Consider the following 24,019-nt stretch of genomic DNA (forward strand, 5'->3'; position numbering starts at 1 on the left):
ACCTTGTAGAAAGAATATTAGAATAAGCGTGTAAACCATAATCCACCGTAAAGGGCGATTAGGCACAATAGAACGCTTAATGATATATAAATCGCCGCAGACATAACATGCCCTTCCTGCAGCATTGCGATAGTTTCCAGCGAAAAAGTGGAAAAAGTTGTGAATGCGCCCATAAAACCGACCATTAACAGCGGTCTCATTTCTGGGCTTAATCGAGATTTTTCCAGAATCAGGACAAAACAGATACCCATCAAAAATGATCCGACCACGTTACAGGTCAGGGTTCCATAGGGAATTCTGTGCTCAGCATTGTTCAATAAGCCACTGACCCAGTAACGCCCAAGCGCACCGAGTGCTCCACCAATAGCAATAGCGATCAGATGCTGCATCGAGTCAATCCTTAGATCTGTCCAAATCAGAATATCGTTGTTGCGGGCTGTGCTGATCCTTCTGCTTCAGATGACGCAGCTTTTCCTGAATCTTAATTTCGAGCCCTCTGGGTTCAGGATAGTACCACTGTTCATCGGCAATTTCCGGTGGTAAGTAGTTTTCACCAGCAGCATAAGCATCTGGCTCATTATGCGCATAACGGTACTCATCACCATAACCCATTTCTTTCATCAATGAAGTGGGTGCATTTATGAGATGAACAGGGACTTCAAAGCTTGGTTGTGATTTAACCGCCGCCAGACATTGGTTAAACGCCATATACAGGGCATTACTCTTCGGTGCACAGGCGCAATAAACCGCTGCTTGGGCAATGGCCCTCTCGCCTTCCGCAGGACCCACCCGTTCAAAAGCATCCCAGGCGGATATAGCCACCTGCATCGCCCTTGGATCAGCATTGCCGATATCTTCTGAGGCAATCGCCACCAGCCTTCGAGCGACATAAAGAGGATCACAGCCGCCATCCAGCATTCGACAATACCAGTACAAGGCACCATCGGGTGATGAGCCACGAACTGATTTATGAAACGCCGAGATCATGTCATAGAACAAATCGCCCTGTTTATCGTAACGACGGCCTGTTGAACTGAGCACCTCTTCCAAAACAGATTCGTTGATCAGTTCAGAGCCATCATCCTGTTTTACAGCAAGGTCAGCGGCGATCTCCAGCAGATTAAGCGAACGACGAGCATCACCGTCAGCCGCCTGAGCTAAACGATTGAGCATCTCGTCAGAGATATTCAGCTTACGCTGGCCATAGCCCCTTTCCTGATCGTCTAGCGCCCTATTAAGCACATTAAGAATATCTGTAGCTTCGAGAGAACGTAACAGGTACACCCTGGCCCTTGAAAGCAGTGCGTTGTTCAGCTCAAACGAGGGGTTTTCAGTCGTAGCCCCCACAAAGATAATGGTGCCATCTTCTATGTATGGCAGAAATGCATCTTGCTGCGATTTATTAAACCGATGCACCTCATCGACAAACAAAATGGTCTTACGCCCTGTTTGCGCAGAATGCTGTTTCGCCTGTTCTACGGCTACGCGTATATCCTTAACCCCGGAAAGTACCGCCGAAAGTGTCAGAAAGTGCGCATCCACATGGTGAGCAATTAACTTGGCCAAGGTGGTTTTGCCTACCCCAGGGGGACCCCAGAAGATCATGGAGTGTGCAGAGCCTTGTTCAAGCGCGGTTCTCAGGGGTTTATCTCGCCCTAACAGGTGCGCCTGCCCGCAATACTCGGCAAGCGATTGCGGCCGCATTTTAGCGGCCAGGGGTTCATACGCAGGTGCTTGGCTAAACAGATCCACCTTATTCCTCAGTATCTATAATCAGATCAGCATCTGCGGGTACACGGAACAAAAAGGCAGTTTTGTCGAAATCCGGATTAAGTTCCTGATCATTAAATACGACAGAGGTCCGCTGCCCTAAAGCATCTTCCAGCATGATCTCTGAGATTATCTGATTAGCAAATGCCAGACGAATTCGGCTGAAGTTATGCTGATCAGAAACCGGCTGCAGATCAAAAAGCTGCTCAGAACCAGAATCGTCGACTAAACGGATGTTATATGTCTGACGCAGGGTATCAATCTGACCGTTCAGTATTAGCGCTGGTGCACTGCCCTGCGAGCTATCAGCGGACCGACGGGTAACCTGTTCCAGATCGGGATCATGAATCCAGATATATTGTCCATCAGAAACGATCTCTTGGGGGAATGGTTGCTGTGTTTCCCATCGAAACAAGTTAGGTTTTGCTAGTTTCAGAGAACCCTCGGTCTTTTGTGCTTCACGCCCGTTCTCTGCCAGGGTCACCTGAACAAAATTAGTTGAAAAACTTTGATAGCCATTGAGCATCTCTTTGAGTTTTTCAGCACCATCGCTAGCCGCATTAACTAGCGATGAAGAGGCTAATACCATAGCTGCGATAGATGAGCGTACTACAGCCTTTTTAAAATGATTAAACAACATAGCAATCCTTTTACATTTCACCGTTCGGTGATGGGGCCAGCACTTCACGCTGACCATTTGAACCCGCAGGGCTAACAACACCTGCTGCTTCCATTGCTTCAACCATTCTAGCTGCGCGGTTATAACCAATTTTCAACTTACGCTGCACACTCGAAATAGAAGCTTTGCGGGTCTCCAATACAAAAGCGACCGCTTCGTCATAAAGCGGGTCTTGCTCATCATCGAACAGTGAACCTGAACCTCCGCCGTCTGAACTCATCTCACCCTGAGTAATTTCTGTAATGTAATCCGGCTGACCTAATTTCTTCCAGGCCTCAACAACGCGGTGTACTTCGTCATCGCTGACAAAAGCACCGTGTACACGGTTTGGCAGGCTTGTGCCGGCAGGGAGATACAACATATCACCCCAACCCAACAGGTGTTCTGCACCCGACTGATCAAGGATAGTTCTGGAATCGATACGGGAAGACACCTGGAATGCGATACGCGTAGGAATGTTCGCTTTAATCAAACCGGTAATTACATCAACGGATGGACGCTGTGTCGCAAGAATCAAATGGATGCCTGCCGCACGGGCCTTCTGGGCAATACGCGCGATCAGCTCTTCCACTTTCTTGCCAACAATCATCATCATGTCAGCAAATTCATCAATCACGACGACAATGTAAGGCAAAGGCTCTAACTCGGGCGCAGGGGTTCCAAATGGCTCGCCATGCTCTTCCGGGTTCCATAGAGGATCACGCAGCGGATCACCATTTTTGCGGGCTTCTTCAATTTTATCGTTAAAGCCGGCTAGATTACGCACACCCATTTTAGCCATGAGTCGATAACGGCGTTCCATCTCACCTACACACCAACGCAGGCCAGAAGCGGCATCTTTCATATCAGTGATAACCGGTGTCAAGAGATGTGGAATGCCTTCATAGATTGAAAGCTCTAGCATCTTTGGATCTACCAGGATGAGCCGAACCTCTTCGGGTGTCGCCTTAAATAACAGGGACAACAGCATCGCGTTAACCCCAACCGATTTACCCGAACCGGTGGTGCCGGCAACAAGTAGATGCGGCATTTTAGCCAGGTTAGCCACTACCGGGTTGCCAGCAATATCATTACCTAAACCAATGGTGACTTTAGAGGCTGCTGACAGATAAGGCTTGGAACTTAACACTTCACTTAGGTGAACGGTTAAACGGGTCTCGTTTGGAATCTCGATACCCACCACTGATTTACCTGCGATAACTTCAACCACTCGCACACTGCTCACCGCCATAGATCGGGCCAGGTCTTTCGCTAGGTTAGTGATTTTGCTTGCTTTCACACCCGGCGCAGGCTGGATCTCAAAGCGGGTAATAACCGGGCCAGGATTGACCTCTACCACTTCAGCTACAACACCAAAATCCTTGAGCTTCGCTTCGAGCAAACGAGACATCTGCTCCAGCTCATCTGGTGAATACCCCGTATCAGTATTCAGTTCTGGGGGATCGAGTAGTTCCAGCGGCGGAATTTTACGTTTCACCTTACGCTTTGGTGTTTTCGCTTCATCAAGGCCAAGTTCTTTATCTTGCAGCGGCTTATGAGTTTCCGAAAGCGGTACAATTTTAACCTGAGGTTTAGGATCTTTGCGTTCTGTAGTCGTAATCACTTTTGGCGTTTCTTCGGTGTCCAGCTCAAAAGGAGGTTCATCTTCTACCGACGCTGAAGATTTAAGCGGATCAGAGAAATCCGACGCTGCTGTTTTCCGGGTAACGGCTTCAGGGGCAACTCGCTCAGTCGGTCTGACTAACGGGATCTCTGGTTCAATAACTTCTTTATCGGTGACTGGAATATCGTTAAATACGGGTTCAACACGCTCCCGAATTACTGGAGGTGCCTGCTCAACCCCATTAGATTGCAGTACATCTCTGGCCAGTTCTTCCTCTGCTCGTTCCAGTTGCTCCTCAGAAAGGTTGAGTGCCTCGACTTCCTTCTTCGGTAACACCTGCCCTACTTCTGTTACCAGGCGTCCACCGAGCTTTTCGAGCAGGCTGGTCCAGCCCATTTCTAGTAGCAACGTTATGCCAAACAGCATACTGGTGAACAAAACAATTGAACTTCCCGTAAGGCTAAGCCAGGAGACGCTCCAGTCAGAGAGCGCTTCACCGATAATACCGCCGGTAGAAAATGGATATTCGAGACCGCTATTAGACAGATGCGTTGAACAGAGTGCACTAAATGAAACTAAGAGCAGAATCACACCAGATGCTCTTAGAATGAAATAAGGGATGGAATCGATCACCGTGCACTGTTTGCACATCATGAATCGTATTGACGCATAGACGATTAAAACTGGCAGTAAAAAAGCAGACAGACCCAGGCCGGAAATGACCAGATCAGCTAACCAGGCGCCCGCAGGGCCTGTTAAATTGGCGACTTCAGGTTGATAGCCAAGGTGTGACCAACCCGAATCTTTCGGGTTAAAACCCAGCAAAGCTACAAAAAGAAATAAACTGATCGCAATGATGATGATCAGGCTGGATTCACGGGCAATGCGAGCCAATAGCTCGGTAAAACCTAACCGCTGTCCGTTTTCGGTCGTGCTCAAGGGTGAAGCTCCATCAGATAAATAAAAAATCAGCTACTACAATAACATAATTTAATGCGTGGCTAACGGTTGAAGCATCTATGTTTATGATTCATAGTTAGCTGAATATCGGCCGATACTGTGCTGACGATTCAAATGGTTAATGGAATGATTTAAATGTCTCTAACCAATTTACATACAGATAACCGACGTGCGCTAACATTCACCTTAGGTGATAGCCTGTTTGGCATTGATGTAAGTAATATCCTTTCGTTTTCTGATAGTTACGGCGAAATCAAGTATGCAACCCAACAGATCGAAGGATTTGTCGGCTATCTTGATTTTCGTAACACACTGGTTCAAGTTTTTGAATGTGCCACCTCCCTGTCTCATAACAAGGAGCGAGACGCCATTGTCACGCTAGTTAATGACATCAAGACCTATCAGCAGGCGCATATTGATTGGATAAATGCGCTTGAGCATTCCATCCTGACGAATGAGCCATTTACTAAACCACGTAATCCAAGAATGTGCGCCTTTGGCAAATGGTTCTATTCATTCGAAACTGAAGATGACTCTTTGCGTGTACTCCTCGATAAAATCGAGTTACCTCATATGCACATCCATTCGCTGGCAGATACGTTGCTAGATATGACTGGTGCAGGTCAGCGCGACGAAGCGATTGAGGTATTACGTATTGAGAAACAAACCACGCTGAAGAAACTGCTTCGGGTACTGGATTATATAAACGACTATCTCGAAAACAGTATCCACCCTATCGTATTACACCTGACAAAAGATGGACGCACCCCTTGGTTCTCGATGGTATTAGATAATATTGGCGATATCATCGATTATGCACCGACATCATTGGATACATTGAAGTCCATCGATAAAGGTGAGCCGGTTAAGGGCTATGTTCGAAACCCTTCTGGCGAGAGTTTTATGATGCTCTCCCTCGAACGTTTCTTTGAACAAGCCAGCGATAAATTAAGTAAAGCGGGTTGATTATCTTCAATTAACCCCCATTCTCTTATTCTCATAACTTTTAACAGAAAGATTTTTTATTACCATGAGCGAAGTACAACACCACGAGCTAATCATTCTTGGTAGCGGGCCTGCGGGTTACACTGCAGCTGTTTACGCGGCGCGCGCCAACCTAAACCCTGTTGTTATCACAGGCATGCAAGCGGGCGGTCAGCTAACCACTACCACTGAAGTTGACAACTGGCCTGGCGATGTTGACGGCGTTCAGGGCCCTGAACTGATGCAGCGTATGCAGCAACATGCAGAGCGTTTCGATACGCAGATCATTTTCGATCACATTAATGAAACGGATCTGCAAAACCGCCCCTTCCGATTAAAAGGCGATATGGGCGAGTATACCTGTGATGCTCTGATTATCTGCACAGGTGCTTCTGCTCAGTACCTTGGCCTTCCTTCAGAAGAAGAGTTCGCAGGCAAAGGGGTTTCCGCATGTGCCACCTGTGATGGTTTCTTCTATCGCGGTCAGAAAGTTGCTGTGGTTGGCGGTGGTAATACTGCCGTTGAGGAAGCACTTTATCTTTCTAATATTGCTGAAGAAGTGACATTGATTCACCGCCGTGACAGCCTGCGTTCTGAGAAAATTCTTCAGGATAAAATTCTGGAACGTGCTGAGAACGGTAATATCAACATTATCTGGAACCACACGCTTGAAGAGGTTCTTGGTGATGACATGGGTGTTTCTGGTCTACGCCTTAAGAGCACGACTGATGGCGAAGAACAGCAGCTGGATGTTGCAGGTGTATTTATTGCGATTGGCCACAAACCCAATACTGATATCTTCCAGGGCCAGCTTGATATGACAGACGGCTACCTGAAAATTCAGTCTGGGCTTGAAGGTAATGCAACGCAGACCTCTGTTGAAGGTGTTTATGCCGCGGGTGATGTGTGTGACCACATTTACCGTCAGGCAATTACTTCTGCTGGTTTTGGCTGCATGGCTGCTCTGGATGCTGAACGCTATCTGGACGACCTGAAGAAGTAACGGAGTACCGGCCCCGGGATCCTCCCGGGGCTTCCTTATCTATGATCCCTTGGTTACAAGACGCAGACACACCTTTTCCTCCTATCGATATGGCGCTCGATGAACCTAATGGTTTGTTAGCCGCAGGAGGCGAACTTGATCAGCAACGCATCATCACTGCCTACCGCTCTGGAATCTTTCCATGGTATAGCCCTGGCGAACCCGTACTTTGGTGGAGCCCAAATCCCAGATGTGTTGTTTTTCCCGATCAACTTCACGTCTCAAGAAGTATGCGTAAGCGATTGAAGAAAAAGGATTTTAAGGTTGTTTTTGACACTAATTTCGATGCAGTGATCAATGCCTGCGCGGCGCCAAGAGATGGTGCAGACGGCACATGGATTACCGCTGAAATGAAGGCTGCCTACAACGCGTTACATGCCGCAGGCATAGCCCACTCCGTTGAAGTCTATATGGACGATCAATTAGTCGGCGGACTTTATGGACTAGCCATAGGCAAACTATTCTTCGGTGAGTCTATGTTTAGCCGTAGTCGCGATGCTTCGAAAATTGCATTTATTAAAATGGTCGAACAGATGCAAATCTGGGGCTATGCTTTAATTGATTGCCAGGTTAGTAACGAGCACCTGTTCTCTTTGGGCGCAACTGAAATACCCAGGGATCAGTTTCAGTCCTATCTGAATAGGTATTTGGATCAACCTCAGTCTCATGCCTGGCAGTTTGATGCGATAGATTCTGAACTGGAGTAAACGTTTGACCAACCTCAGAACCTTACATTTTTACGCGACGCCCGAACATGATTGCAGCTATCTCAAGGATAAGATTGCAAAAACACTGTTCGTGGACCCACAGGCAACGATCGATCAGGGCACCTATAGCCAGCTATCAGACCTTGGCTTTCGCCGTAGTGGAAAACATATTTATCGCCCCCATTGTGACGGCTGCAATGCTTGTATCTCTGTACGCATCCCTGTTGATTCATTCCGGCCCTCAAAAAGCCAGCGACGAATTATTAATAAAAATAAAGATCTGACGGTCTGTAAAAGCGCCCCGAAATTTACAGAAGAGTATTATGCGCTCTATTCCAGGTACATTAACGAACGCCATCAGGATGGAGACATGTACCCGCCCAACTTGGAGCAATTCAATTCTTTTCTTGTCGAAGCTGAGGCAACCACTGAATTCTACGAATTTAGAGACCCTGACAATATCCTCATAGCGGTTGCCGTGATGGATGGACTCTCTCAAGGGCTGTCAGCTATCTATACCTTTTACGATCCAAGCCACGCTAAGCGAAGCTTGGGAACCTACTGTATTCTTTGGCAGATTGAACACTGCAAGTCACTGGAATTCCCCTATCTGTATCTTGGCTACTGGGTTAGAGATTGCCGAAAAATGAATTATAAAATCGCTTTTACCCCATTTGAGTTTCTAATTGACGGCGAGTGGACTGCTTTTAAAGCCAAGTAACTGTTTTTAAATACCCTCAGCTGAGTTTTAACACTTTTATCTTTGATAATCGGTGCATTTTCAGGCACAATACCGCGCAATTATTCGATCCAGACTTCTGGGACCCCTAAACTAGGTAGAGAATTAATGGCTAAAGAAGATAGCATTGAAATGGAAGGCACCGTGATCGACACGCTTCCGAACACTATGTTCCGTGTTGAGCTGGAAAACGGTCACGTTGTAACTGCACACATCTCCGGCAAGATGCGTAAAAACTACATCCGCATTCTGACTGGCGATAAAGTTAAAGTAGAACTAACACCTTACGACCTAAGCAAGGGACGTATCGTGTATCGTGCACGTTAATATCGCTATCTTCCCCTGCGGGAATAAAAAAAGGCAGCCTAATGGCTGCCTTTTTTGTGCCTGATATTCAGACACAACTCATCGTTTCAACGGTAATCTCGCCCTCAGCATCAACACTGATAGCAACTTCACCACCCTCTTCAGCTAACTCGCCAAACAGGATCATTTCGGCAAGCGGTTTTTTCAGCTTCTCCTGAATAAGACGCTTCATGGGCCTAGCACCCATCTGTTCGTCATAGCCTTTTTCAGCAAACCAACTACGCGCGGATTCATCAAGATGGAGCACAACACGTTTCTCTTCGAGCTGCACCTGAAGTTCAGCAAAGAACTTATCGACCACACCTTTAATGATGTCGGTTGTCAGTGCTTTAAACTGAATAATGCCGTCCAGACGGTTACGGAATTCTGGCGTGAACATCTTCTTAATCGCAGCCATACCATCCAACGCATGATTTTGCTTGGTAAAGCCGATCGATGCTCGGCTCATGTCCTCAGCACCTGCATTAGTTGTCATCACCAAGATCACGTTACGGAAGTCAGCCTTACGACCATTGTTATCGGTCAGCGTACCGTTATCCATTACCTGCAGCAGCAGATTGAATACTTCAGGATGAGCTTTTTCAATCTCATCAAGCAGCAATACACAGTGCGGAGATTTTGTAATCGCCTCTGTCAGCAAGCCGCCCTGATCATAACCAACGTATCCCGGAGGCGCACCGATTAAACGTGATACTGTATGACGTTCCATGTATTCCGACATATCGAACCTAACCAGTTCAATACCCATAATGCGCGCCAACTGTTGAGTGACTTCTGTTTTACCTACACCCGTTGGACCAGCAAACAGGAAGCAACCCACCGGTTTGTTAGGCTCTTTCAACCCTGCTCTAGAAAGCTTGATCGCTGAAGAAAGCGTATCGATTGCCTCATCCTGACCAAGTACAACCATTTTCAGGTTACTATCCAGTTTAGCCAGTTGATTCTTATCAGACGCAGAAACACTCTTAGGTGGAATACGGGCAATTTTAGCGACAATCGCTTCGATATCCTCAACACCAATCTCTTTCTTACGAAGCTCTTCAGGTAATAAACGCTGATAGGCGCCTGCTTCATCAATCACATCGATTGCCTTGTCCGGCATATGTTTGTCATTGATATAACGCCCTGAAAGCTCAGCAGCCGCCCTTAACGCTTCATCGGCATAGGCAAGTTCATGATGATCTTCAAAACGCTGTTTGAGGCCTTTGAGGATCGAATAGGTGTCTTCAATACTTGGCTCAAGTACATCGACTTTCTGGAAACGGCGAGCCAAAGCCCGGTCTTTTTCAAAAATCCCACGGAATTCCTGGAACGTGGTCGACCCTATACAACGAATCTGACCTGAGCTTAAAAGTGGTTTTAATAGATTGGATGCGTCCATCGACCCACCTGATGCAGCACCTGCACCGATGATGGTGTGAATCTCATCGATAAACAGGACTGCATGGTCCTTGCCTTTGATCTCGTTCAGCAAGCCTTTGAGACGTTTCTCAAAGTCACCACGATATTTGGTACCGGCTAACAGCGCACCAAGATCCAATGAGTAGACGATTGACTCAGAGATAATATCCGGCACTTTACCTTCAACAATCAGTTTTGCCAGGCCTTCAGCAATAGCGGTTTTACCAACACCTGCCTCACCGACCAGCAATGGATTGTTCTTACGACGGCGTGACAGAATCTGAACGACTCGTTCGACCTCATCATCTCGACCCACTAAGGGATCAATTCTTCCAGATTCCGCTTCAGCATTGAGATTAACCGCATACTTAACAAGTGGACTATCGCTGTTTTCAGTCGAAGATTCCTCCTCAACTGACGCTTCGGAATGATCCTGCTCGTGCTCAGACATCTTAGAGATGCCATGCGAGATGAAATTGACCGTATCTATACGCTCAATTCCGTGTTGCTGCAGAATGTAAACCGCCTGACTCTCCTGCTCGCTGAAAATAGCGACCAATACATTCGCGCCGGTAACTTCATTCTTGCCAGAAGATTGCACATGAAATACAGCACGCTGCAGAACACGCTGAAACCCGAGTGTGGGCTGGGTATCCAGATCAGGTAAAGCGTCAGATAACAGAGGTGTGGTCTCCTCGATAAATTCTGACAGGTTTTTACGAATTCCTTCGAAATTTGCACCACAGGCAGAGAGGACTTCATGCGCCTCATAGTTATCTAATAGAGCCAGCAATAAGTGTTCGACAGTAATAAACTCATGTCGCTTCTCTTTTGCCGCCTGGAACGCTGCACTGAGCGTGTCTTCGAGTTCTCGATTCAACATAACGGTTCCTCTTCAGACTTTCTCGACTTCACATAGCAGTGGGTGACTATTGTCTCTTGCATATTGATTAACTATAGCTGCTTTTGTATCAGCCACATCGCGGGTGAAAATTCCACATACACCTTTTCCCTGGGTATGCACCGCCAACATGACTTGCGTTGCTTTTTCCTGATCCATACTGAAAAACATCATCAGCACGGCAACAACAAAGTCCATTGGAGTATAGTCATCGTTCATTAACACCACCCGATACATGGATGGCTTCTTCAGTTCCGGTTTTGCCTCTTCTGTTGCCAATCCGTGGTCATGATCGAATTCTTCATGCTCATCTTCATTAGACATTCGAATAATATTTTGTTCAAAATTCATACACATATGTAAATATTCTATGTTTACACTACAATTTACTACTGAACACTGATTGCACACTTGTCGCACATTCTGTGTTGAGTGCTATAATCAGTTTTAGCAGGATAGGCACTTCCTGTAGTACCTGCGGCTTTTAAGAAATCGTCTTTAGTTCCTATTCTAGCAGCTAAAGACTGTACGTTCAGGTTAGCAATCCAAAGTTGTCATTGGATACGGGAGTTAGTTATGCAGACAGGGAAAGTAAAGTGGTTCAACAATTCGAAAGGATATGGATTTATCTTATCCGACGAACATGCAGAGGATCTCTTTGCCCATTATTCTGCGATTGACGTAGATGGATATAAAAGCCTAAAAGCTGGCCAAGCGGTTGAGTTTGAAACTAAACCAGGCCCTAAAGGGACGCACGCGGTTCAAATTAAACCATTAGAAACCCAATAACAAGAAAATACTTCACAACGCACCATCGATAAAAAAACCAGCTTCTGCTGGTTTTTTTGTATACGCAAACAGCTCTACATTCGATCAATTATGGCGTCGGCAAATTCTGAGCAACTCAGTAATGTTGCATCGTCCATAAGCCTTTCAAAGTCATAGGTCACGTTTTTAGCAGTAATTGCGCCATCCATCCCTTTAATGATGAGATCCGCCGCGTCTGTCCATCCCATATGACGTAACATCATCTCTGCAGATAATATGACGGAGCCCGGATTAACCTTGTCTTGCCCTGCATATTTAGGGGCCGTTCCATGCGTTGCTTCAAAGATAGCGACTTCATCAGATAAATTTGCACCCGGTGCGATACCTATCCCACCCACTTCAGCAGCCAGCGCATCAGAGAGATAATCACCATTCAAATTAAGCGTTGCCACAACATCATATTCAGCCGGTCTCAGGAGAATCTGTTGTAACATGGCGTCTGCAATGACATCTTTCACGATGATCTCATTACCGGTTTTAGGGTTTTTAAAACTTAACGAAGGGCCACCAGCATATAGATCCGCTCCGAACTCCTCTTTTGCAAGCTCATAGCCCCAGTCTTTAAAGGCACCTTCAGTAAACTTCATGATGTTCCCTTTATGAACCAGAGTCAGGGAACGACGGTCATTATCAACGCAGTACTGTAATGCCTGGCGCACCAGCCGTTTGGTAGCTTCTTCTGAGACAGGTTTAATGCCAATGCCGCAGTTTTGATCAAAGCGGATCTTAGTGACTCCCATCTCCTCTTTCAGGAAACGAATCACTTTATCTGCTTCTTCCGTTCCCGCTTTCCACTCTACACCCGCATAAATATCTTCAGAGTTCTCTCGGTAGATCACCATATCCACGTCTTGAGGATTAATGACAGGACTTGGAACCCCCTTAAACCATCTCACAGGTCGCTGGCACACATAGAGATCCAGCTCCTGACGCAAAGCAACGTTTAACGAACGTATACCGCCACCCACAGGCGTTGTCAGGGGACCTTTGATCCCGACCGCGAATTCTTTAAATGCTTCAAGCGTCTCTTCAGGAAGCCAGGTGTCTTGCTCGTAGACAGAGGTCGCCTTTTCTCCCGCATACACCTCCATCCAGGCAATCTTCTTCTCACCGCCATAAGCTTTGCTGACAGCGGCGTCTACCACCTTGAGCATAGCTGGAGAGACATCCACGCCAATACCATCCCCTTCTATGTAGGGGATGATCGGGTTATCTGGTACATTCAATGAGTAATCACCATTGACTGTAATTTTTTCGCCTTGTGGTACTGAGATTTTGTCATATCCCATCTGTTCTGCCCTATTCGGTGTTATTATTGTTTTGCTTGATCTAACAGCAGTATAGATCAGCTTTATTTATCTAAACCAAATCTATACAGATCAGTTCAAAGAATAGCCTCATGCCATCAATATTGCTTTTTAATAAGCCATTTCAAGTGCTTACACAATTTACTACCGATGACGATAAGCAAACTCTGGCTGACTATATTGAGTTACCTGATTATTATGCTGCAGGCCGTTTGGATTACGATTCTGAGGGATTACTTATTCTTACGAATGATGGTCCTACACAGCACTACCTGGCCAATCCTCAGTTTAAGATGGAAAAGACCTACTGGGCTCAGGTAGAGGGCGAAGTTACTGAAGAAGCGCTCGAAACATTAAGCTCAGGCGTTGAGCTTAAAGACGGCATGACACGCCCAGCTAAAGCAAAAAAAATTAATGAACCTGCAATCTGGCAACGCACTCCGCCTATTCGCGAAAGAAAGAATATTCCCACCAGTTGGATTGAATTAAAAATTACTGAAGGCAAAAATCGTCAGGTACGACGAATGACAGCTGCGGTCGGATTCCCAACCTTACGTTTAGTCCGCTATGCCATTGGTGAATGGACGCTTGATAACCTTAAACCGGGTCAAAGCAGTTTAATCGAAAGTGATATCAAAATTCCAAAGCGGAAACCTAAGAATAGATCGACTACTGCGCGTAGTTTGTCAGGAAAGCGTAAAGAACGCCCTGGCGAGTCAAGGCAAAAGAGATCAGCGCCAAAAAATAAGGGCTACAACCGGTAGCCCTATTCATTAACCTTTTTTATTCGTTGCCACTAACCATACTGCGTGTGCTATCCCTGGCAACCAACCAAGCAGGCACAGCAATAAATTGATAACTAAATGCTTGGTAACACCTACCTGAAGAAACGCACCCAGTGGCGGTAACAAAATCGCCAGAATTAAATTAAGAATATTCATATTAGCTCCCCTTTAGTCATCTTTATTTTAAGTAGGGCCGATTAATTTAATCTTAATGCGTTTTTAACTCGATCAACTAAACCAGGCTTATTTTCAAGTACCGCTATTTCGTCGTTTGTTGCTATTACATAAGGATTTCTGTTGCCTTGAATCTTATGGATCAGCTCATTGCGCCTAATCTCCCAGTCATCGACAGGATCCTGTTTAGCCCATGCATTAAACAGCTTCTCTTGCTTACCACTAATCCTGACACCGTACTGGTCACGCATATAAAAGTAAGTCCGTGCAATATCGCCCCTAACCCGCTCTGCAGGCTCGACTTTGCGCGCTTTAAAGTTAACCTCCATATCACACTGACCATATACGCGCGGCTCGCCTTCAAGCATTGCGAAGCTAAAGTTGGATCGATCACCATTCACTTCGCCAATTGCAGGGACAAGATTATGCAGATCCGCTTCCATTTTTTTAAATTGAGCGTTCTTCTTACAGTTTTTTCTCCCTCCCTCTTGCCAGCACTGTAACTGGTGCCCAAATGCCCAGGCAGGCATGACGTGTTCCCATTCTATTCTTTGTGAACGTTTCTTATTCTTTCGATAACTAAACCCGCAACTATCGTGCTCAGGGATGAGCTTCTTACCTTGTTTTGAATAGTCACAACCACAGTAAAAGGTTGACTGATTATCTTCATACATCACCTTTAGAAGCTTTTTGGCTTTACTGAATGAACTGGGTGGCTCAGCGAAGACGGGCGCTGCGATCAGAAAACTGAGTGCAGTGAGTAAAATGCGCATTGGATTTCCTTATAAAAACGGCTTCCAATGCCTCTTTTTGCATCCTGCAATTGATGAAGTAACTACTTTAACTAGCTGATATTAAATAGAAGCTTAATTAACAGCCTCATATAAATTATCCATGCCTTTAACAAAATCACGTTTACCACCGTATGAAGGATGACGGATGTATCGAATCTCTCTATTAGGAAAGGCACGCTGAAGACTATCCGTACCCTTTCGGCCCAGCCCTGCGATTATGTCAGGCTGATACATATCACAAAGCATATTCAAAAAAGCCAGGCCCTCTTTGATCTCCGCGACGTTGGGCGCTCTGTTCTTTCTTTGAATCCGTGACGGGTGAGGATGAAAAGGAAATGAGTTCCAGAACATCGGAACAAAATCGTGTTTTTGTAAATACTTCCAAACGATTGATGCCGTATTCTCGGACACAAGATCATCGGATGAACGTACTATGTTTTGCTTTAGCGATATCAAAAACGGATGCTCGACTTCGTCATATAGTTTTCCACTCGAAAACGGTATGCCAGTTAATCGCCCGCCTCTGAATCCATAGGCCTCACCAACTAATAGTATTTTCGGGCCTTGTTGCGCTAAAACAGCCTCGATATAAATCTCAAGGTTACGAAGAAGCACTTCATCACGATAAGGATTGAAAACCGTCAGCGAATTTCGCCGCTTAGAGAGCGCTTTTAAAAAAGGTTGTAGATTATCCATGCTTAGCTTTTGTAATAATGTGGGTAAGCACCATGATGAGAAGAACGGCTAAGGCAAATACATATAAGCCCCAATGGGTCTCTATACTTGCAACAGCTCCAAGTTTAACGGTGACAATCAGGATCGCGACCACCATAACATCCAGCATCGCCCAGCGACCATAATCATGCATCAGCGTGAGCATTTTTTTCTGCTGTTCGGAGTCTTTTCCTAGCGTCGCTAAATAGAGTAAACCCAGCTTTAAGAATGGAAGGACAATACTAAACAGCGCAATGATCACTGCCAAAATAACCTGACCATCAAGCAGGAGCGACCAAACACCGCCTATCACAGAAAAAGAGCTCTCGAAGAAATAGAATTGACTCATTGTCAGCATCGGGCTGATTAATCCGACCACAAGCAGTAGCGTAGCGATGATTATTCCAAAGCGAACGAGCAGAACAGAGGTTCTAGAAGAATTAGTTTCAGCGTTCATTACAGATCGAAGCTTATAAAAAATTCTATTGTACTCGAATCAAAAACCACCAGCGACTCATGTTGAGCCGCTGGTCTCTTGCTTAAACAACCATATCAACCTGCTGAACGGTTCCAACCTGGCCTGTTTCAGTCAGATATATACCACTACTTCGAACACGCCCATTATGCTGATTATTTTCACCCTTAATATCATAGGGTGTTTCTGTCGACCCCAAATAGATGGCGCCAATATCGCGATCCTTTAATGATTCAAGGGTGTCCCCTTCAGGTGTCTTCGTCCAGATCCTGAGCTGGTCAAAAATAGCGTCTGCTTCATCAATGTAGTTATTGTTATCATCATCGTAGGCAGTCAGATCAGCAAAACCATTTCCACTCAGTGCACCAAACAGTTCTGACCCATCATTGATAACCCCGTCTTCATTTTTATCCAGGGCCAACATCCCGCTATTACCCGTAAAGTAACTTATTAATTCTTTGTTACCATCAGCATCCAGATCAAACTCGTATTTGTCGTCAGACAGATCGGCATGGTTACCTTCAAAATTAAGAATAAGCGGGTCAGTAAAAACGACCTCCTGTGTCATTTCGTACTCACGAGTGGCTGAATAACTCCGCTCCATCTTAAGGTCCAGATCGAACTCAATTGTTTTACCATCTGCGGTTGTGACCGTTCCACAGCTTGAGAATTCAGAACATTCGTACTCTTCTATTGATTCCGTTACTTTAAATGACATCTCCATGGTTATTGGAGAAAGCTGAACCGCCTCCCCTCCAGGCCCTGTTACTGAATCAACTTGAGATTGATCATCAGGAAGCTGGATCTGATCTTCTGTCACAACAGGGGGTTTATCAGGTTGTATTGCATTGAGCAGTGCTTGCCATAGTCTGGCTTTAGTCACTTGCTGTTGATCGGTATAGTCCGCCTGTTGATCCGTTGTTCTGAATTTAAGACCCTCATCTGTCATAACCAGTATTGAGGACATCGGCATCTCAGGCTGCTCACCTTGTAAAAACTGAGAACCAAAGTTAGAAAAGAAATTAACCCGGGATTGCTCTATTCTGTTTTGCGCTTCCTGAAGCTGAAAGTTAAATCCATTTTTTAATGCATCTAGGTCAAGCGTCTTTGTGACTTCGCTAAACTCAGTTTTTTGATGTTCAGCGCTCATATAGATACTACTTGTCTCTATGATCATCTTACTTCTCCTTTCATTACCTAAAAGAACCCCGTACCGCTGAAACCAAATCAGTGGCAAATAGTCTTTTTAGGCAATAAGAATCCTGCTCTCACAAATAGTGAAAGAAGATAAAAAGCTAATATTTAGCTATGCGGAATCAAACTGCCGCTCGCAGATCAGCGATCGGCAATAAAAATACGATAACAGCACAATTGAATATGACTGCTAAAAACCGCAATGCCTGTTTCTGATATGAATTAACAACTAGTAAATCAATATTTCGATAGTCTATCTCCCTAACAAAATAGCTGTAGCCCCTGTGGTTATTGCCAAGTAGCCCAACCAAGCTTGAACTTTCAGTTCAGGCTTGTTGTTCATTTTGGCAACATCACGACAGAAGCCGCGTAAACTATTGATGATTGTGTAAAGAGAGATTTAGCAAAATGCGGGCCTAAAAAAACCGCTGATAAATCAGCGGCATTTTTGGTGAGGTGATTTCTATTTTTCGAATTTGTAATACTCACGATTGAGGTATGCAGCGACATCACTTACATCCTCAGGGAACCAGCCTACATCGAGATTTGTATTACAACCTTCTACAAAAGCCTCTAGTTTGGCATAGGTGGTAACTTTACGATCTGAGCGTTGATAAAAAGACGCTTCGTGACATGTAACACAGTTTGCATCTGTATACTCTATACCACGAATTGTCCTTTCGATTTCCACTTCATGATATAGCTCTTTTCCGCTTTCAGCGTCAGCGGCGTTACTTAAAGGCGCAACAGATGTAAGCAAGATAAGTGCAGCAATTGATGCTCTGTAAGACATTGTTACCTCCAAAGGGCTGGGCTCTTATATTTATAATAATTAGCGAATCAACAAGAGCTGGCATGCACAAGAGGAAAGAGCCGACCCTAAATTAGATTCCGCTTATATGATTAACAAAGTCAGACGGATCAACAACCCCTATTAAAGTCTTATGGTTAAGAATTTCGCCTTTGCGATCATAAAAAATAAGCGCTGGAGGCCCGATCAATGCGTACGCTTTGTTCAGAGCCTTCGCTGGCGCATCATTCGCTGTAACATCAACTTTAATGACATGATAATCAGAAAGTGCTTGCTGGACATTTTTGTCAGCAAAAGTAAAAACCTCAAGCTCAATACAGGACACACACCAGTCAGCATAAAAATCCAGCATAACCGGCTGAGCGTTCAGCTTTGCTTTCTCAAGCTCCTGTTCAAGTTGCTCAGGGGTAGTTACCTTAGTAAAAGCCAGTGAAGTACTTGCTGCAGTCGCCTGAGAGCCGGCAAAGCCCTTTAATGGATATAGCATGCTGTTAGTACCGGCAAGCGCGCCGATCATCAAAGCGACAGCATAAACCAGGACGATAAGACCAACACCTCTACCAATATGATGAATGGACTTCTCACGCTCTTTGGCCTGGCTCAAAGCCCCCATATAAACCGCAGATACGATCAAAACAATCGCAGTCAGCCACATGGTCACAACAGTGGGAACCACTCTATCCAACATCCAGATGGCAAGCAGGAGCAGCAGGATACCGAATATGGACTTAACTTTATCCATCCAAAGCCCTGCATGCGGTAGGAATTTACCCGCAGAGGTTCCGACTAATAATAATGGCACTCCCATTCCCATACTCATTGCAAACAGCGCACTGCCACCCAGAACAGGGTCACCTGTTTGCCCTATGTATATCAACGCACCAGCAAGGGGGGCAGCCATGCAAGGCCCAACAATTAATGCCGAAAGAAAGCCCATAATGGCAACACCAGTGACAGTACCGCCTTTTTGACTGTTACTAGCGTCAGACAGTTTAGATTGCAGGCTATTAGGTAACTGCAACTCGTAAAAACCAAACATTGAAAGCGCAAGCAGAACAAAGATCAGACTGAATGCAGAGATAACCCAGACGTTCTGAAATAACGCCTGAAGGTTTTCACCGAATAAACCTGCAAAAATACCTGCTAGCGTATAAGTAATAGAGACTGCAAGCACATAAACCAGGGAAAGTGAGAAGCCTTTTGAAGCAGTGACCTTTCGCCCTTGGCCAGCGATGATACTCGAAAGAATCGGTATCATAGGAAACACACAGGGCGTGAAGGACAAGGCAAGGCCAGCAACGAAGAACGCTCCTAAGGTTACCGCTAGATTGCCTTCTTTTAACATGGCAGCAAACTGATCCTGCTCACTCAAAACAGCAATTGACTGGTTCGCATTGACCTCAATATTCTCAGGGGACTGCACTGCCTGCTCTTTCAGAGGCACCGTGAACGGTTCTGCTTTCGAGATCCCTGACACTTTGATCTCTTTAGTGACAGGCGGATAACATATCCCCCCTTCCCAACAGCCTTGGTAGGTAATTTCTAAAAGACCATCCTGGATACTTTCACCCGCAGCCGCCAGGTCAAAATTAACTTCACCATAGTTGTAATAAACCCAGACCTGGCCAAACAATGGATCATCTTTTTGCTTTGCGGGACTATTCTCCCGATCAATAACCTTGATTTTTTCAGTGCCATTTAACTCAACACGATCACGGTAAAGATAATAATCGTCTGGAATATCCCAATAGAGTTTTAGCTGATTGCCCTTCTGTTCAAAATCAAAGACAAAAGCCTGCTCCACTTCTAAAGGCCCATCCTGCGAGAAAGGGTTCTTATCAAAAAGACCCGCGGTCGCGGTTGAAGACAGACCCAGCACTAAACCCAGAATTAGAAATATTGATCGCAAATAAGACAAGACGTACACGACACTTCCCGTTGAATAAATAGACGACTGATAGACAACAAATATAAGAAACAGTTCGCTGTGATTTTATCAATTTCCGCTAGTCTATCATGGCTTTAGCTCACTGCGCTGCGCTGCCATTGTCAAGATACAGTTTAAATCACTAGAAATATTATGATTTGGCGCAGAATAGACCATCCGCATACTTATAACCATCATGTGTTTGTGGTAAAACAGGCATCACATTGACAAAGAGCTTGCTCATTTTTGTCTTGTCAAAAATAAGGTGAGCAATCGCAGGATAAGTAATAATGACAGATACACGCGTAGAAGATTTAAACATCGAATCAAACACCCCCCTGGTATCACCCGATGCCCTTAAAGCAGAAATGCCTATTTCTGAAGCAGCTGCTGAAGCTGTTATGCAAGGCCGCGCTGTAATACGCGATATTTTAGATCGCAAAGACCCGCGCCTTTTCGTTGTTGTAGGCCCATGCTCTATTCACGATACTGAAGCAGCTATTGCCTATGGCAAGAAGCTACAAGCGCTTCAGGAAAAGGTTAAAGATTCGCTCTATCTTGTCATGCGTGTGTATTTTGAAAAGCCAAGGACGACCGTAGGCTGGAAAGGTCTGATTAACGACCCACACCTAAACGACTCTTTTGAAATCGAAGAGGGCCTGCACATTGCGCGTAAGCTGCTGATCGATCTATCTGAAATGGGATTACCGCTCGCTACAGAAGCACTTGATCCGATCTCTCCGCAGTACATGCAGGACCTGATCTCCTGGTCTGCTATTGGCGCACGTACCACCGAGTCACAAACACACCGTGAGATGTCTTCTGGGCTGTCATGCGCAGTAGGATTCAAAAACGGTACTGATGGTGGTCTTGATGTTGCTACAAACGCCCTGAAATCTGTGAGCGCCCCTCACCGCTTCCTTGGTATCAATGAAGAGGGTCAGGTTTCTATTGTTCACACTAAAGGTAACCAGTATGGCCATGTTGTACTGCGTGGCGGTGGCGGAAAGCCGAATTACGATTCAGTAAATGTTGCACTTTGTGAGCAGGCGCTTGATAAAGCAGGCCTGGCAAACAACATCATGATTGATTGCAGTCATGCAAACTCAAGTAAAGACCCTGCCCTTCAGCCGCTGGTTGCTGAGAATGCCGCAAACCAGATTATTGAAGGCAACAAATCTATCGTTGGTCTGATGATTGAAAGTAACCTGGGCTGGGGTAATCAGTCTATTCCGGATAACCTTGAAGATCTGGAATATGGCGTATCCGTTACTGATGCATGTATTGACTGGGATACTACCGAGAAGTGCCTGGTTGAGATGAATGAAAAACTAAAAGACGCGCTGAAAAGCCGTTAATAAAACAAAAGCGCATAAGCTGCTAGCTTATGCGCTTATATACCACGCCTGCATTCTAGCTAAAGAATCAGTGTGCTTACATCCCTTCTTGCCATCTCCGAGAACATAACCACCCATTGCGGATCAAATCTATAACCGCTTTCACTATTCATTCGGCTAATGCTTTTTGCAACTGAAATTTTAGCGCTGTGATCGCGCGAATATTTAAAATAAGCTTTTTGATAGAACCTGACTAAGGCCAGAATTTGCGCGCCGGTTCTTATCTTTTCCGCGCTAACTCTATTTAAACCTTTGCCATCATAGCGTTCATGGATCTGGATAATAATATCTGCAGCATCAGCCCAACCGTCGCCCAATCTTAAAAAACCCGATGAAAGGGATAACTGCTCAAGTGCCTTCTGCCTTTCCCATTCCGGAGACTCAGAAGTGATATCGAAAACAGGAGAGGATATAAACTTACCACCCAGATCCATCAGGTAATAAGCAGCACATAACTGTTCATCCTGCTCAGGCTGCTTCGCCATATGATTGAGCTCTAACACCAACCTGACAGTCTGCTCGATATCGCCTCGCTTCTGTATCGATTTAGCCTGCAATCGTTCAGATAACTGCCCCATAAATTCAAGCTCATTAAATCCAGATCGCTGCTTCTGTCTGGACAAACGTTCGGACACCTTATTTGCAATACTTTCAGTACTGGTAAGCAAGCCAGAATAGGATTGCATGGTTCGCTGGATAATAAGCGACCTGTTTTGATCAACAGAGCTACTAACCTGCTCGACACCATCAATTAACACCTGGGTATCAAGCTGCTGAACGCGTTTACCGCGGATCAACTGGGCAACCAGCTGCTCTAATCTTGCCATGATGAATGTCATGAATTCACCCTGCTGAGCGGTGTATTCAATTTGCCCTTTGCGAATCATGGCAACAAGATCTTCGACTTTGTGACAGACATCTGCAATCTGATCCAGGAACATCATATGACAGTTCCCTTTAACAGAATGAATAGCCCTGAACATCTCATTCACAGTTTCTTTGTCAAACTGCTGATTGAGAGACTCAAAGCATCGCTCCAGCTCTTCTGTGGATTCCTTGAAGCTTGTATAGAATTCAGTTTTAAGCTCTTGGCTTAACTCCTGAAATGCTACCTGGTTATCAGCCGTCATCACCTACCTTGGGGTCAGCAAAAAAGAGATATAAAAAAAGGATAGCAAGCTATCCTTTTTAATCATAACAATATGTTACTTATTCTTCTGGAACAGCTTTAGCCTGCTCAGTATTCTCATAGATAAGTATTGGGTCATTATCACCTTCAATGACACCCTCATCGATGACCACTTTGCTAACATTCTCCATAGAAGGTAGCTGATACATAATATCAAGCAGTGTTGCTTCCAAAATAGAACGCAGACCACGCGCACCCGTTTTACGCTCCAGCGCTTTCTGTGCAACGGCAAGCAGAGCTTCCTGACGGAAGTCGACCTCAGCGCCTTCCATATCGAACAGCGCCGCATATTGCTTAGTCAGGCTGTTCTTAGGCTCAGTCAGAATCTGAACTAACGCCTCTTCATCCAACTCAGCCAATGTAGCGATCATAGGAAGACGACCCACAAACTCAGGGATCAGACCATATTTAACCAGATCTTCAGCCTCAAGCTCTGTCAGGCTGTCAGAGACGGTTTTTTCTTCGTCCTTACTCTTAACAACAGCACTGAAGCCGATTGAGCTTTTTTCAGAACGGTCTCTGATAATCTGCTCCAGGCCTGCGAAAGCACCACCACAGATAAACAGAATATTAGACGTATCAACTTGCAAAAATTCCTGCTGCGGGTGCTTACGTCCGCCCTGAGGAGGAACTGAAGCAACCGTACCCTCGATAAGCTTCAACAGAGCCTGCTGAACACCTTCGCCGGATACATCTCTCGTGATAGACGGATTGTCAGACTTACGGGAAATCTTATCAATCTCGTCAATGTAGACGATGCCAAGCTGCGCCTTCTCAACGTCATAGTCACATTTCTGCAGCAGCTTCTGAATGATGTTCTCAACATCCTCACCCACGTAACCCGCTTCGGTCAATGTGGTTGCATCAGCAATGGTGAATGGAACATTGAGTAATCGAGCTAAGGTCTGAGCCAGTAGCGTTTTACCACTACCTGTTGGACCAATAAGAAGAATGTTACTTTTACCTAGCTCAACACCACTTTTGTCATTCTTCTGGAAGCGCAAACGCTTATAGTGATTGTATACAGCTACCGCAAGAACCTTTTTCGCACGCTCCTGCCCAATAACATATTCATCGAGCGCAGCACTTAGCTCAGCAGGAGTAGGCAGATGATCGCCCTCTTCCTGAGGCTCAGCATCTTGAATTTCTTCACGAATGATATCGTTACATAGATCGACACATTCGTCACAGATAAAGACCGATGGGCCTGCAATTAACTTGCGTACTTCATCCTGGCTTTTGCCACAGAAAGAACAGTACAACAGCTTGCCG

The 24,019-nt window shown here is 45.4% G+C and carries 24 protein-coding genes; 8 read left to right on the plus strand and 16 right to left on the minus strand.

Annotated elements, in window-relative coordinates; translation table 11 throughout:
- Positions 1 to 17 precede the first annotated feature (17 nt).
- Genes crcB through MED92_RS02095 form a run of 4 tightly spaced genes read right to left on the minus strand, consistent with a single transcriptional unit; the run spans position 18 to position 4,991 of the window.
- Positions 18 to 389 carry a fluoride efflux transporter CrcB gene (crcB, locus tag MED92_RS02080; RefSeq protein WP_007019813.1) on the minus strand — a complete coding sequence of 124 codons (372 nt, stop codon included), beginning with the start codon at positions 387 to 389 and terminating at the stop codon, positions 18 to 20.
- Positions 390 to 393: 4 nt separating this feature from the next.
- Entirely contained in the window at positions 394 to 1,704 is a 1,311-nt protein-coding gene (locus MED92_RS02085; protein WP_202899542.1) for a replication-associated recombination protein A, read from the minus strand.
- Positions 1,705 to 1,753: 49 nt separating this feature from the next.
- Positions 1,754 to 2,410, minus strand: coding sequence for an outer membrane lipoprotein periplasmic chaperone LolA (gene lolA, locus MED92_RS02090; RefSeq protein WP_007019815.1), 657 nt, complete (start codon positions 2,408 to 2,410; stop codon positions 1,754 to 1,756).
- A 10-nt stretch (positions 2,411 to 2,420) separates the two neighbouring features.
- The gene (locus MED92_RS02095) at positions 2,421 to 4,991 is read right to left on the minus strand and encodes a DNA translocase FtsK (RefSeq protein ID WP_007019816.1); all 2,571 of its coding nucleotides are present in this window, start codon (positions 4,989 to 4,991) and stop codon (positions 2,421 to 2,423) included.
- A gap of 156 nt (positions 4,992 to 5,147) precedes the next feature.
- Here MED92_RS02095 and MED92_RS02100 point away from each other — a divergent pair, with 156 nt between their 5' ends.
- The 5 genes from MED92_RS02100 to infA all read left to right on the plus strand — a co-directional run bounded on the left by MED92_RS02100 (position 5,148) and on the right by infA (position 8,811).
- Positions 5,148 to 5,978 (plus strand): CZB domain-containing protein, encoded by an 831-nt coding sequence (locus tag MED92_RS02100; protein ID WP_007019817.1) that lies wholly within the window; start codon positions 5,148 to 5,150, stop codon positions 5,976 to 5,978.
- A gap of 64 nt (positions 5,979 to 6,042) precedes the next feature.
- Entirely contained in the window at positions 6,043 to 6,999 is a 957-nt protein-coding gene (trxB, locus tag MED92_RS02105; protein ID WP_007019818.1) for a thioredoxin-disulfide reductase, read from the plus strand.
- A gap of 41 nt (positions 7,000 to 7,040) precedes the next feature.
- The gene (gene aat, locus MED92_RS02110) at positions 7,041 to 7,745 is read left to right on the plus strand and encodes a leucyl/phenylalanyl-tRNA--protein transferase (protein WP_007019819.1); all 705 of its coding nucleotides are present in this window, start codon (positions 7,041 to 7,043) and stop codon (positions 7,743 to 7,745) included.
- Between the two features lie 4 nt (positions 7,746 to 7,749).
- The gene (locus MED92_RS02115; RefSeq protein WP_007019820.1) at positions 7,750 to 8,466 is read left to right on the plus strand and encodes an arginyltransferase; all 717 of its coding nucleotides are present in this window, start codon (positions 7,750 to 7,752) and stop codon (positions 8,464 to 8,466) included.
- 126 nt (positions 8,467 to 8,592) lie between these two features.
- Positions 8,593 to 8,811: a translation initiation factor IF-1 gene (infA, locus tag MED92_RS02120; RefSeq protein ID WP_007019821.1), complete on the plus strand. Its 219-nt coding sequence runs from the start codon at positions 8,593 to 8,595 to the stop codon at positions 8,809 to 8,811.
- Between the two features lie 67 nt (positions 8,812 to 8,878).
- Here the strand turns inward: infA and clpA are convergent, their stop codons facing one another.
- Both clpA and clpS read right to left on the minus strand, forming a co-directional pair.
- Positions 8,879 to 11,134: an ATP-dependent Clp protease ATP-binding subunit ClpA gene (clpA, locus tag MED92_RS02125; protein WP_007019822.1), complete on the minus strand. Its 2,256-nt coding sequence runs from the start codon at positions 11,132 to 11,134 to the stop codon at positions 8,879 to 8,881.
- A 12-nt stretch (positions 11,135 to 11,146) separates the two neighbouring features.
- Entirely contained in the window at positions 11,147 to 11,503 is a 357-nt protein-coding gene (clpS, locus tag MED92_RS02130; protein ID WP_040661898.1) for an ATP-dependent Clp protease adapter ClpS, read from the minus strand.
- A gap of 225 nt (positions 11,504 to 11,728) precedes the next feature.
- On the opposite strand from clpS, the gene MED92_RS02135 reads away from it, so the two are divergent.
- Positions 11,729 to 11,941: a cold shock domain-containing protein gene (locus MED92_RS02135; protein ID WP_007019824.1), complete on the plus strand. Its 213-nt coding sequence runs from the start codon at positions 11,729 to 11,731 to the stop codon at positions 11,939 to 11,941.
- Positions 11,942 to 12,015: 74 nt separating this feature from the next.
- Here the strand turns inward: MED92_RS02135 and icd are convergent, their stop codons facing one another.
- The gene (icd, locus tag MED92_RS02140) at positions 12,016 to 13,269 is read right to left on the minus strand and encodes an NADP-dependent isocitrate dehydrogenase (RefSeq protein ID WP_007019825.1); all 1,254 of its coding nucleotides are present in this window, start codon (positions 13,267 to 13,269) and stop codon (positions 12,016 to 12,018) included.
- A 110-nt stretch (positions 13,270 to 13,379) separates the two neighbouring features.
- Between icd and MED92_RS02145 the strand changes: the two genes are divergently transcribed.
- Positions 13,380 to 14,051, plus strand: coding sequence for a pseudouridine synthase (locus MED92_RS02145; RefSeq protein ID WP_007019826.1), 672 nt, complete (start codon positions 13,380 to 13,382; stop codon positions 14,049 to 14,051).
- Positions 14,052 to 14,060: 9 nt separating this feature from the next.
- Here the strand turns inward: MED92_RS02145 and MED92_RS18775 are convergent, their stop codons facing one another.
- From MED92_RS18775 to dsbD, 7 genes are all read right to left on the minus strand, one after another.
- On the minus strand, positions 14,061 to 14,228 hold the full coding sequence (locus tag MED92_RS18775; RefSeq protein WP_007019827.1) for a YqaE/Pmp3 family membrane protein: 168 nt from the start codon (positions 14,226 to 14,228) through the stop codon (positions 14,061 to 14,063).
- A 41-nt stretch (positions 14,229 to 14,269) separates the two neighbouring features.
- Positions 14,270 to 15,019, minus strand: a complete 750-nt coding sequence (locus MED92_RS02155) for an endonuclease (protein WP_007019828.1) — start codon at positions 15,017 to 15,019, stop codon at positions 14,270 to 14,272.
- A gap of 93 nt (positions 15,020 to 15,112) precedes the next feature.
- On the minus strand, positions 15,113 to 15,736 hold the full coding sequence (locus MED92_RS02160; RefSeq protein ID WP_007019829.1) for a uracil-DNA glycosylase: 624 nt from the start codon (positions 15,734 to 15,736) through the stop codon (positions 15,113 to 15,115).
- Positions 15,729 to 16,211: a paraquat-inducible protein A gene (locus tag MED92_RS02165; RefSeq protein WP_007019830.1), complete on the minus strand. Its 483-nt coding sequence runs from the start codon at positions 16,209 to 16,211 to the stop codon at positions 15,729 to 15,731. Before MED92_RS02165 ends, MED92_RS02160 begins: the two co-directional genes overlap by 8 nt.
- An 82-nt stretch (positions 16,212 to 16,293) precedes the next feature.
- Entirely contained in the window at positions 16,294 to 17,406 is a 1,113-nt protein-coding gene (locus tag MED92_RS02170) for a hypothetical protein (RefSeq protein WP_007019831.1), read from the minus strand.
- A 480-nt stretch (positions 17,407 to 17,886) separates the two neighbouring features.
- On the minus strand, positions 17,887 to 18,216 hold the full coding sequence (locus MED92_RS02175; RefSeq protein WP_007019832.1) for a hypothetical protein: 330 nt from the start codon (positions 18,214 to 18,216) through the stop codon (positions 17,887 to 17,889).
- A gap of 91 nt (positions 18,217 to 18,307) precedes the next feature.
- Positions 18,308 to 20,161 carry a protein-disulfide reductase DsbD gene (gene dsbD, locus MED92_RS02180; protein WP_007019833.1) on the minus strand — a complete coding sequence of 618 codons (1,854 nt, stop codon included), beginning with the start codon at positions 20,159 to 20,161 and terminating at the stop codon, positions 18,308 to 18,310.
- A gap of 290 nt (positions 20,162 to 20,451) precedes the next feature.
- Between dsbD and MED92_RS02185 the strand changes: the two genes are divergently transcribed.
- Complete coding sequence (locus MED92_RS02185; protein WP_007019835.1) at positions 20,452 to 21,519, plus strand: 3-deoxy-7-phosphoheptulonate synthase; 1,068 nt, start codon at positions 20,452 to 20,454, stop codon at positions 21,517 to 21,519.
- A 59-nt stretch (positions 21,520 to 21,578) separates the two neighbouring features.
- Here the strand turns inward: MED92_RS02185 and MED92_RS02190 are convergent, their stop codons facing one another.
- Complete coding sequence (locus tag MED92_RS02190; protein WP_007019836.1) at positions 21,579 to 22,688, minus strand: Hpt domain-containing protein; 1,110 nt, start codon at positions 22,686 to 22,688, stop codon at positions 21,579 to 21,581.
- 79 nt (positions 22,689 to 22,767) lie between these two features.
- Positions 22,768 to 24,019: ATP-dependent protease ATP-binding subunit ClpX (gene clpX / locus MED92_RS02195; protein ID WP_007019837.1), on the minus strand; the 1,252-nt coding region annotated here is incomplete at its 5' end.

It is taken from the genome of Neptuniibacter caesariensis (assembly GCF_000153345.1).
Taxonomy (GTDB): domain Bacteria; phylum Pseudomonadota; class Gammaproteobacteria; order Pseudomonadales; family Balneatricaceae; genus Neptuniibacter; species Neptuniibacter caesariensis.

Excerpts from the sequence above, each read along its gene's own strand:
- icd (WP_007019825.1), bottom strand. The coding sequence starts at position 13,269 with ATGGGATATGACAAAATCTCAGTACCACAAGGCGAAAAAATTACAGTC.
- MED92_RS02155 (WP_007019828.1), bottom strand. The coding sequence starts at position 15,019 with ATGCGCATTTTACTCACTGCACTCAGTTTTCTGATCGCAGCGCCCGTC.
- MED92_RS02175 (WP_007019832.1), bottom strand. The coding sequence starts at position 18,216 with ATGTCTTACAGAGCATCAATTGCTGCACTTATCTTGCTTACATCTGTT.
- clpA (WP_007019822.1), bottom strand. The coding sequence starts at position 11,134 with ATGTTGAATCGAGAACTCGAAGACACGCTCAGTGCAGCGTTCCAGGCG.
- MED92_RS18775 (WP_007019827.1), bottom strand. The coding sequence starts at position 14,228 with ATGAATATTCTTAATTTAATTCTGGCGATTTTGTTACCGCCACTGGGT.
- MED92_RS02100 (WP_007019817.1), top strand. The coding sequence starts at position 5,148 with ATGTCTCTAACCAATTTACATACAGATAACCGACGTGCGCTAACATTC.
- MED92_RS02165 (WP_007019830.1), bottom strand. The coding sequence starts at position 16,211 with ATGAACGCTGAAACTAATTCTTCTAGAACCTCTGTTCTGCTCGTTCGC.
- trxB (WP_007019818.1), top strand. The coding sequence starts at position 6,043 with ATGAGCGAAGTACAACACCACGAGCTAATCATTCTTGGTAGCGGGCCT.
- aat (WP_007019819.1), top strand. The coding sequence starts at position 7,041 with ATGATCCCTTGGTTACAAGACGCAGACACACCTTTTCCTCCTATCGAT.
- infA (WP_007019821.1), top strand. The coding sequence starts at position 8,593 with ATGGCTAAAGAAGATAGCATTGAAATGGAAGGCACCGTGATCGACACG.
- MED92_RS02145 (WP_007019826.1), top strand. The coding sequence starts at position 13,380 with ATGCCATCAATATTGCTTTTTAATAAGCCATTTCAAGTGCTTACACAA.
- MED92_RS02085 (WP_202899542.1), bottom strand. The coding sequence starts at position 1,704 with ATGCGGCCGCAATCGCTTGCCGAGTATTGCGGGCAGGCGCACCTGTTA.
- MED92_RS02170 (WP_007019831.1), bottom strand. The coding sequence starts at position 17,406 with ATGATCATAGAGACAAGTAGTATCTATATGAGCGCTGAACATCAAAAA.
- MED92_RS02160 (WP_007019829.1), bottom strand. The coding sequence starts at position 15,736 with ATGGATAATCTACAACCTTTTTTAAAAGCGCTCTCTAAGCGGCGAAAT.
- crcB (WP_007019813.1), bottom strand. The coding sequence starts at position 389 with ATGCAGCATCTGATCGCTATTGCTATTGGTGGAGCACTCGGTGCGCTT.
- lolA (WP_007019815.1), bottom strand. The coding sequence starts at position 2,410 with ATGTTGTTTAATCATTTTAAAAAGGCTGTAGTACGCTCATCTATCGCA.
- MED92_RS02135 (WP_007019824.1), top strand. The coding sequence starts at position 11,729 with ATGCAGACAGGGAAAGTAAAGTGGTTCAACAATTCGAAAGGATATGGA.
- clpS (WP_040661898.1), bottom strand. The coding sequence starts at position 11,503 with ATGAATTTTGAACAAAATATTATTCGAATGTCTAATGAAGATGAGCAT.
- MED92_RS02190 (WP_007019836.1), bottom strand. The coding sequence starts at position 22,688 with ATGACGGCTGATAACCAGGTAGCATTTCAGGAGTTAAGCCAAGAGCTT.
- MED92_RS02185 (WP_007019835.1), top strand. The coding sequence starts at position 20,452 with ATGACAGATACACGCGTAGAAGATTTAAACATCGAATCAAACACCCCC.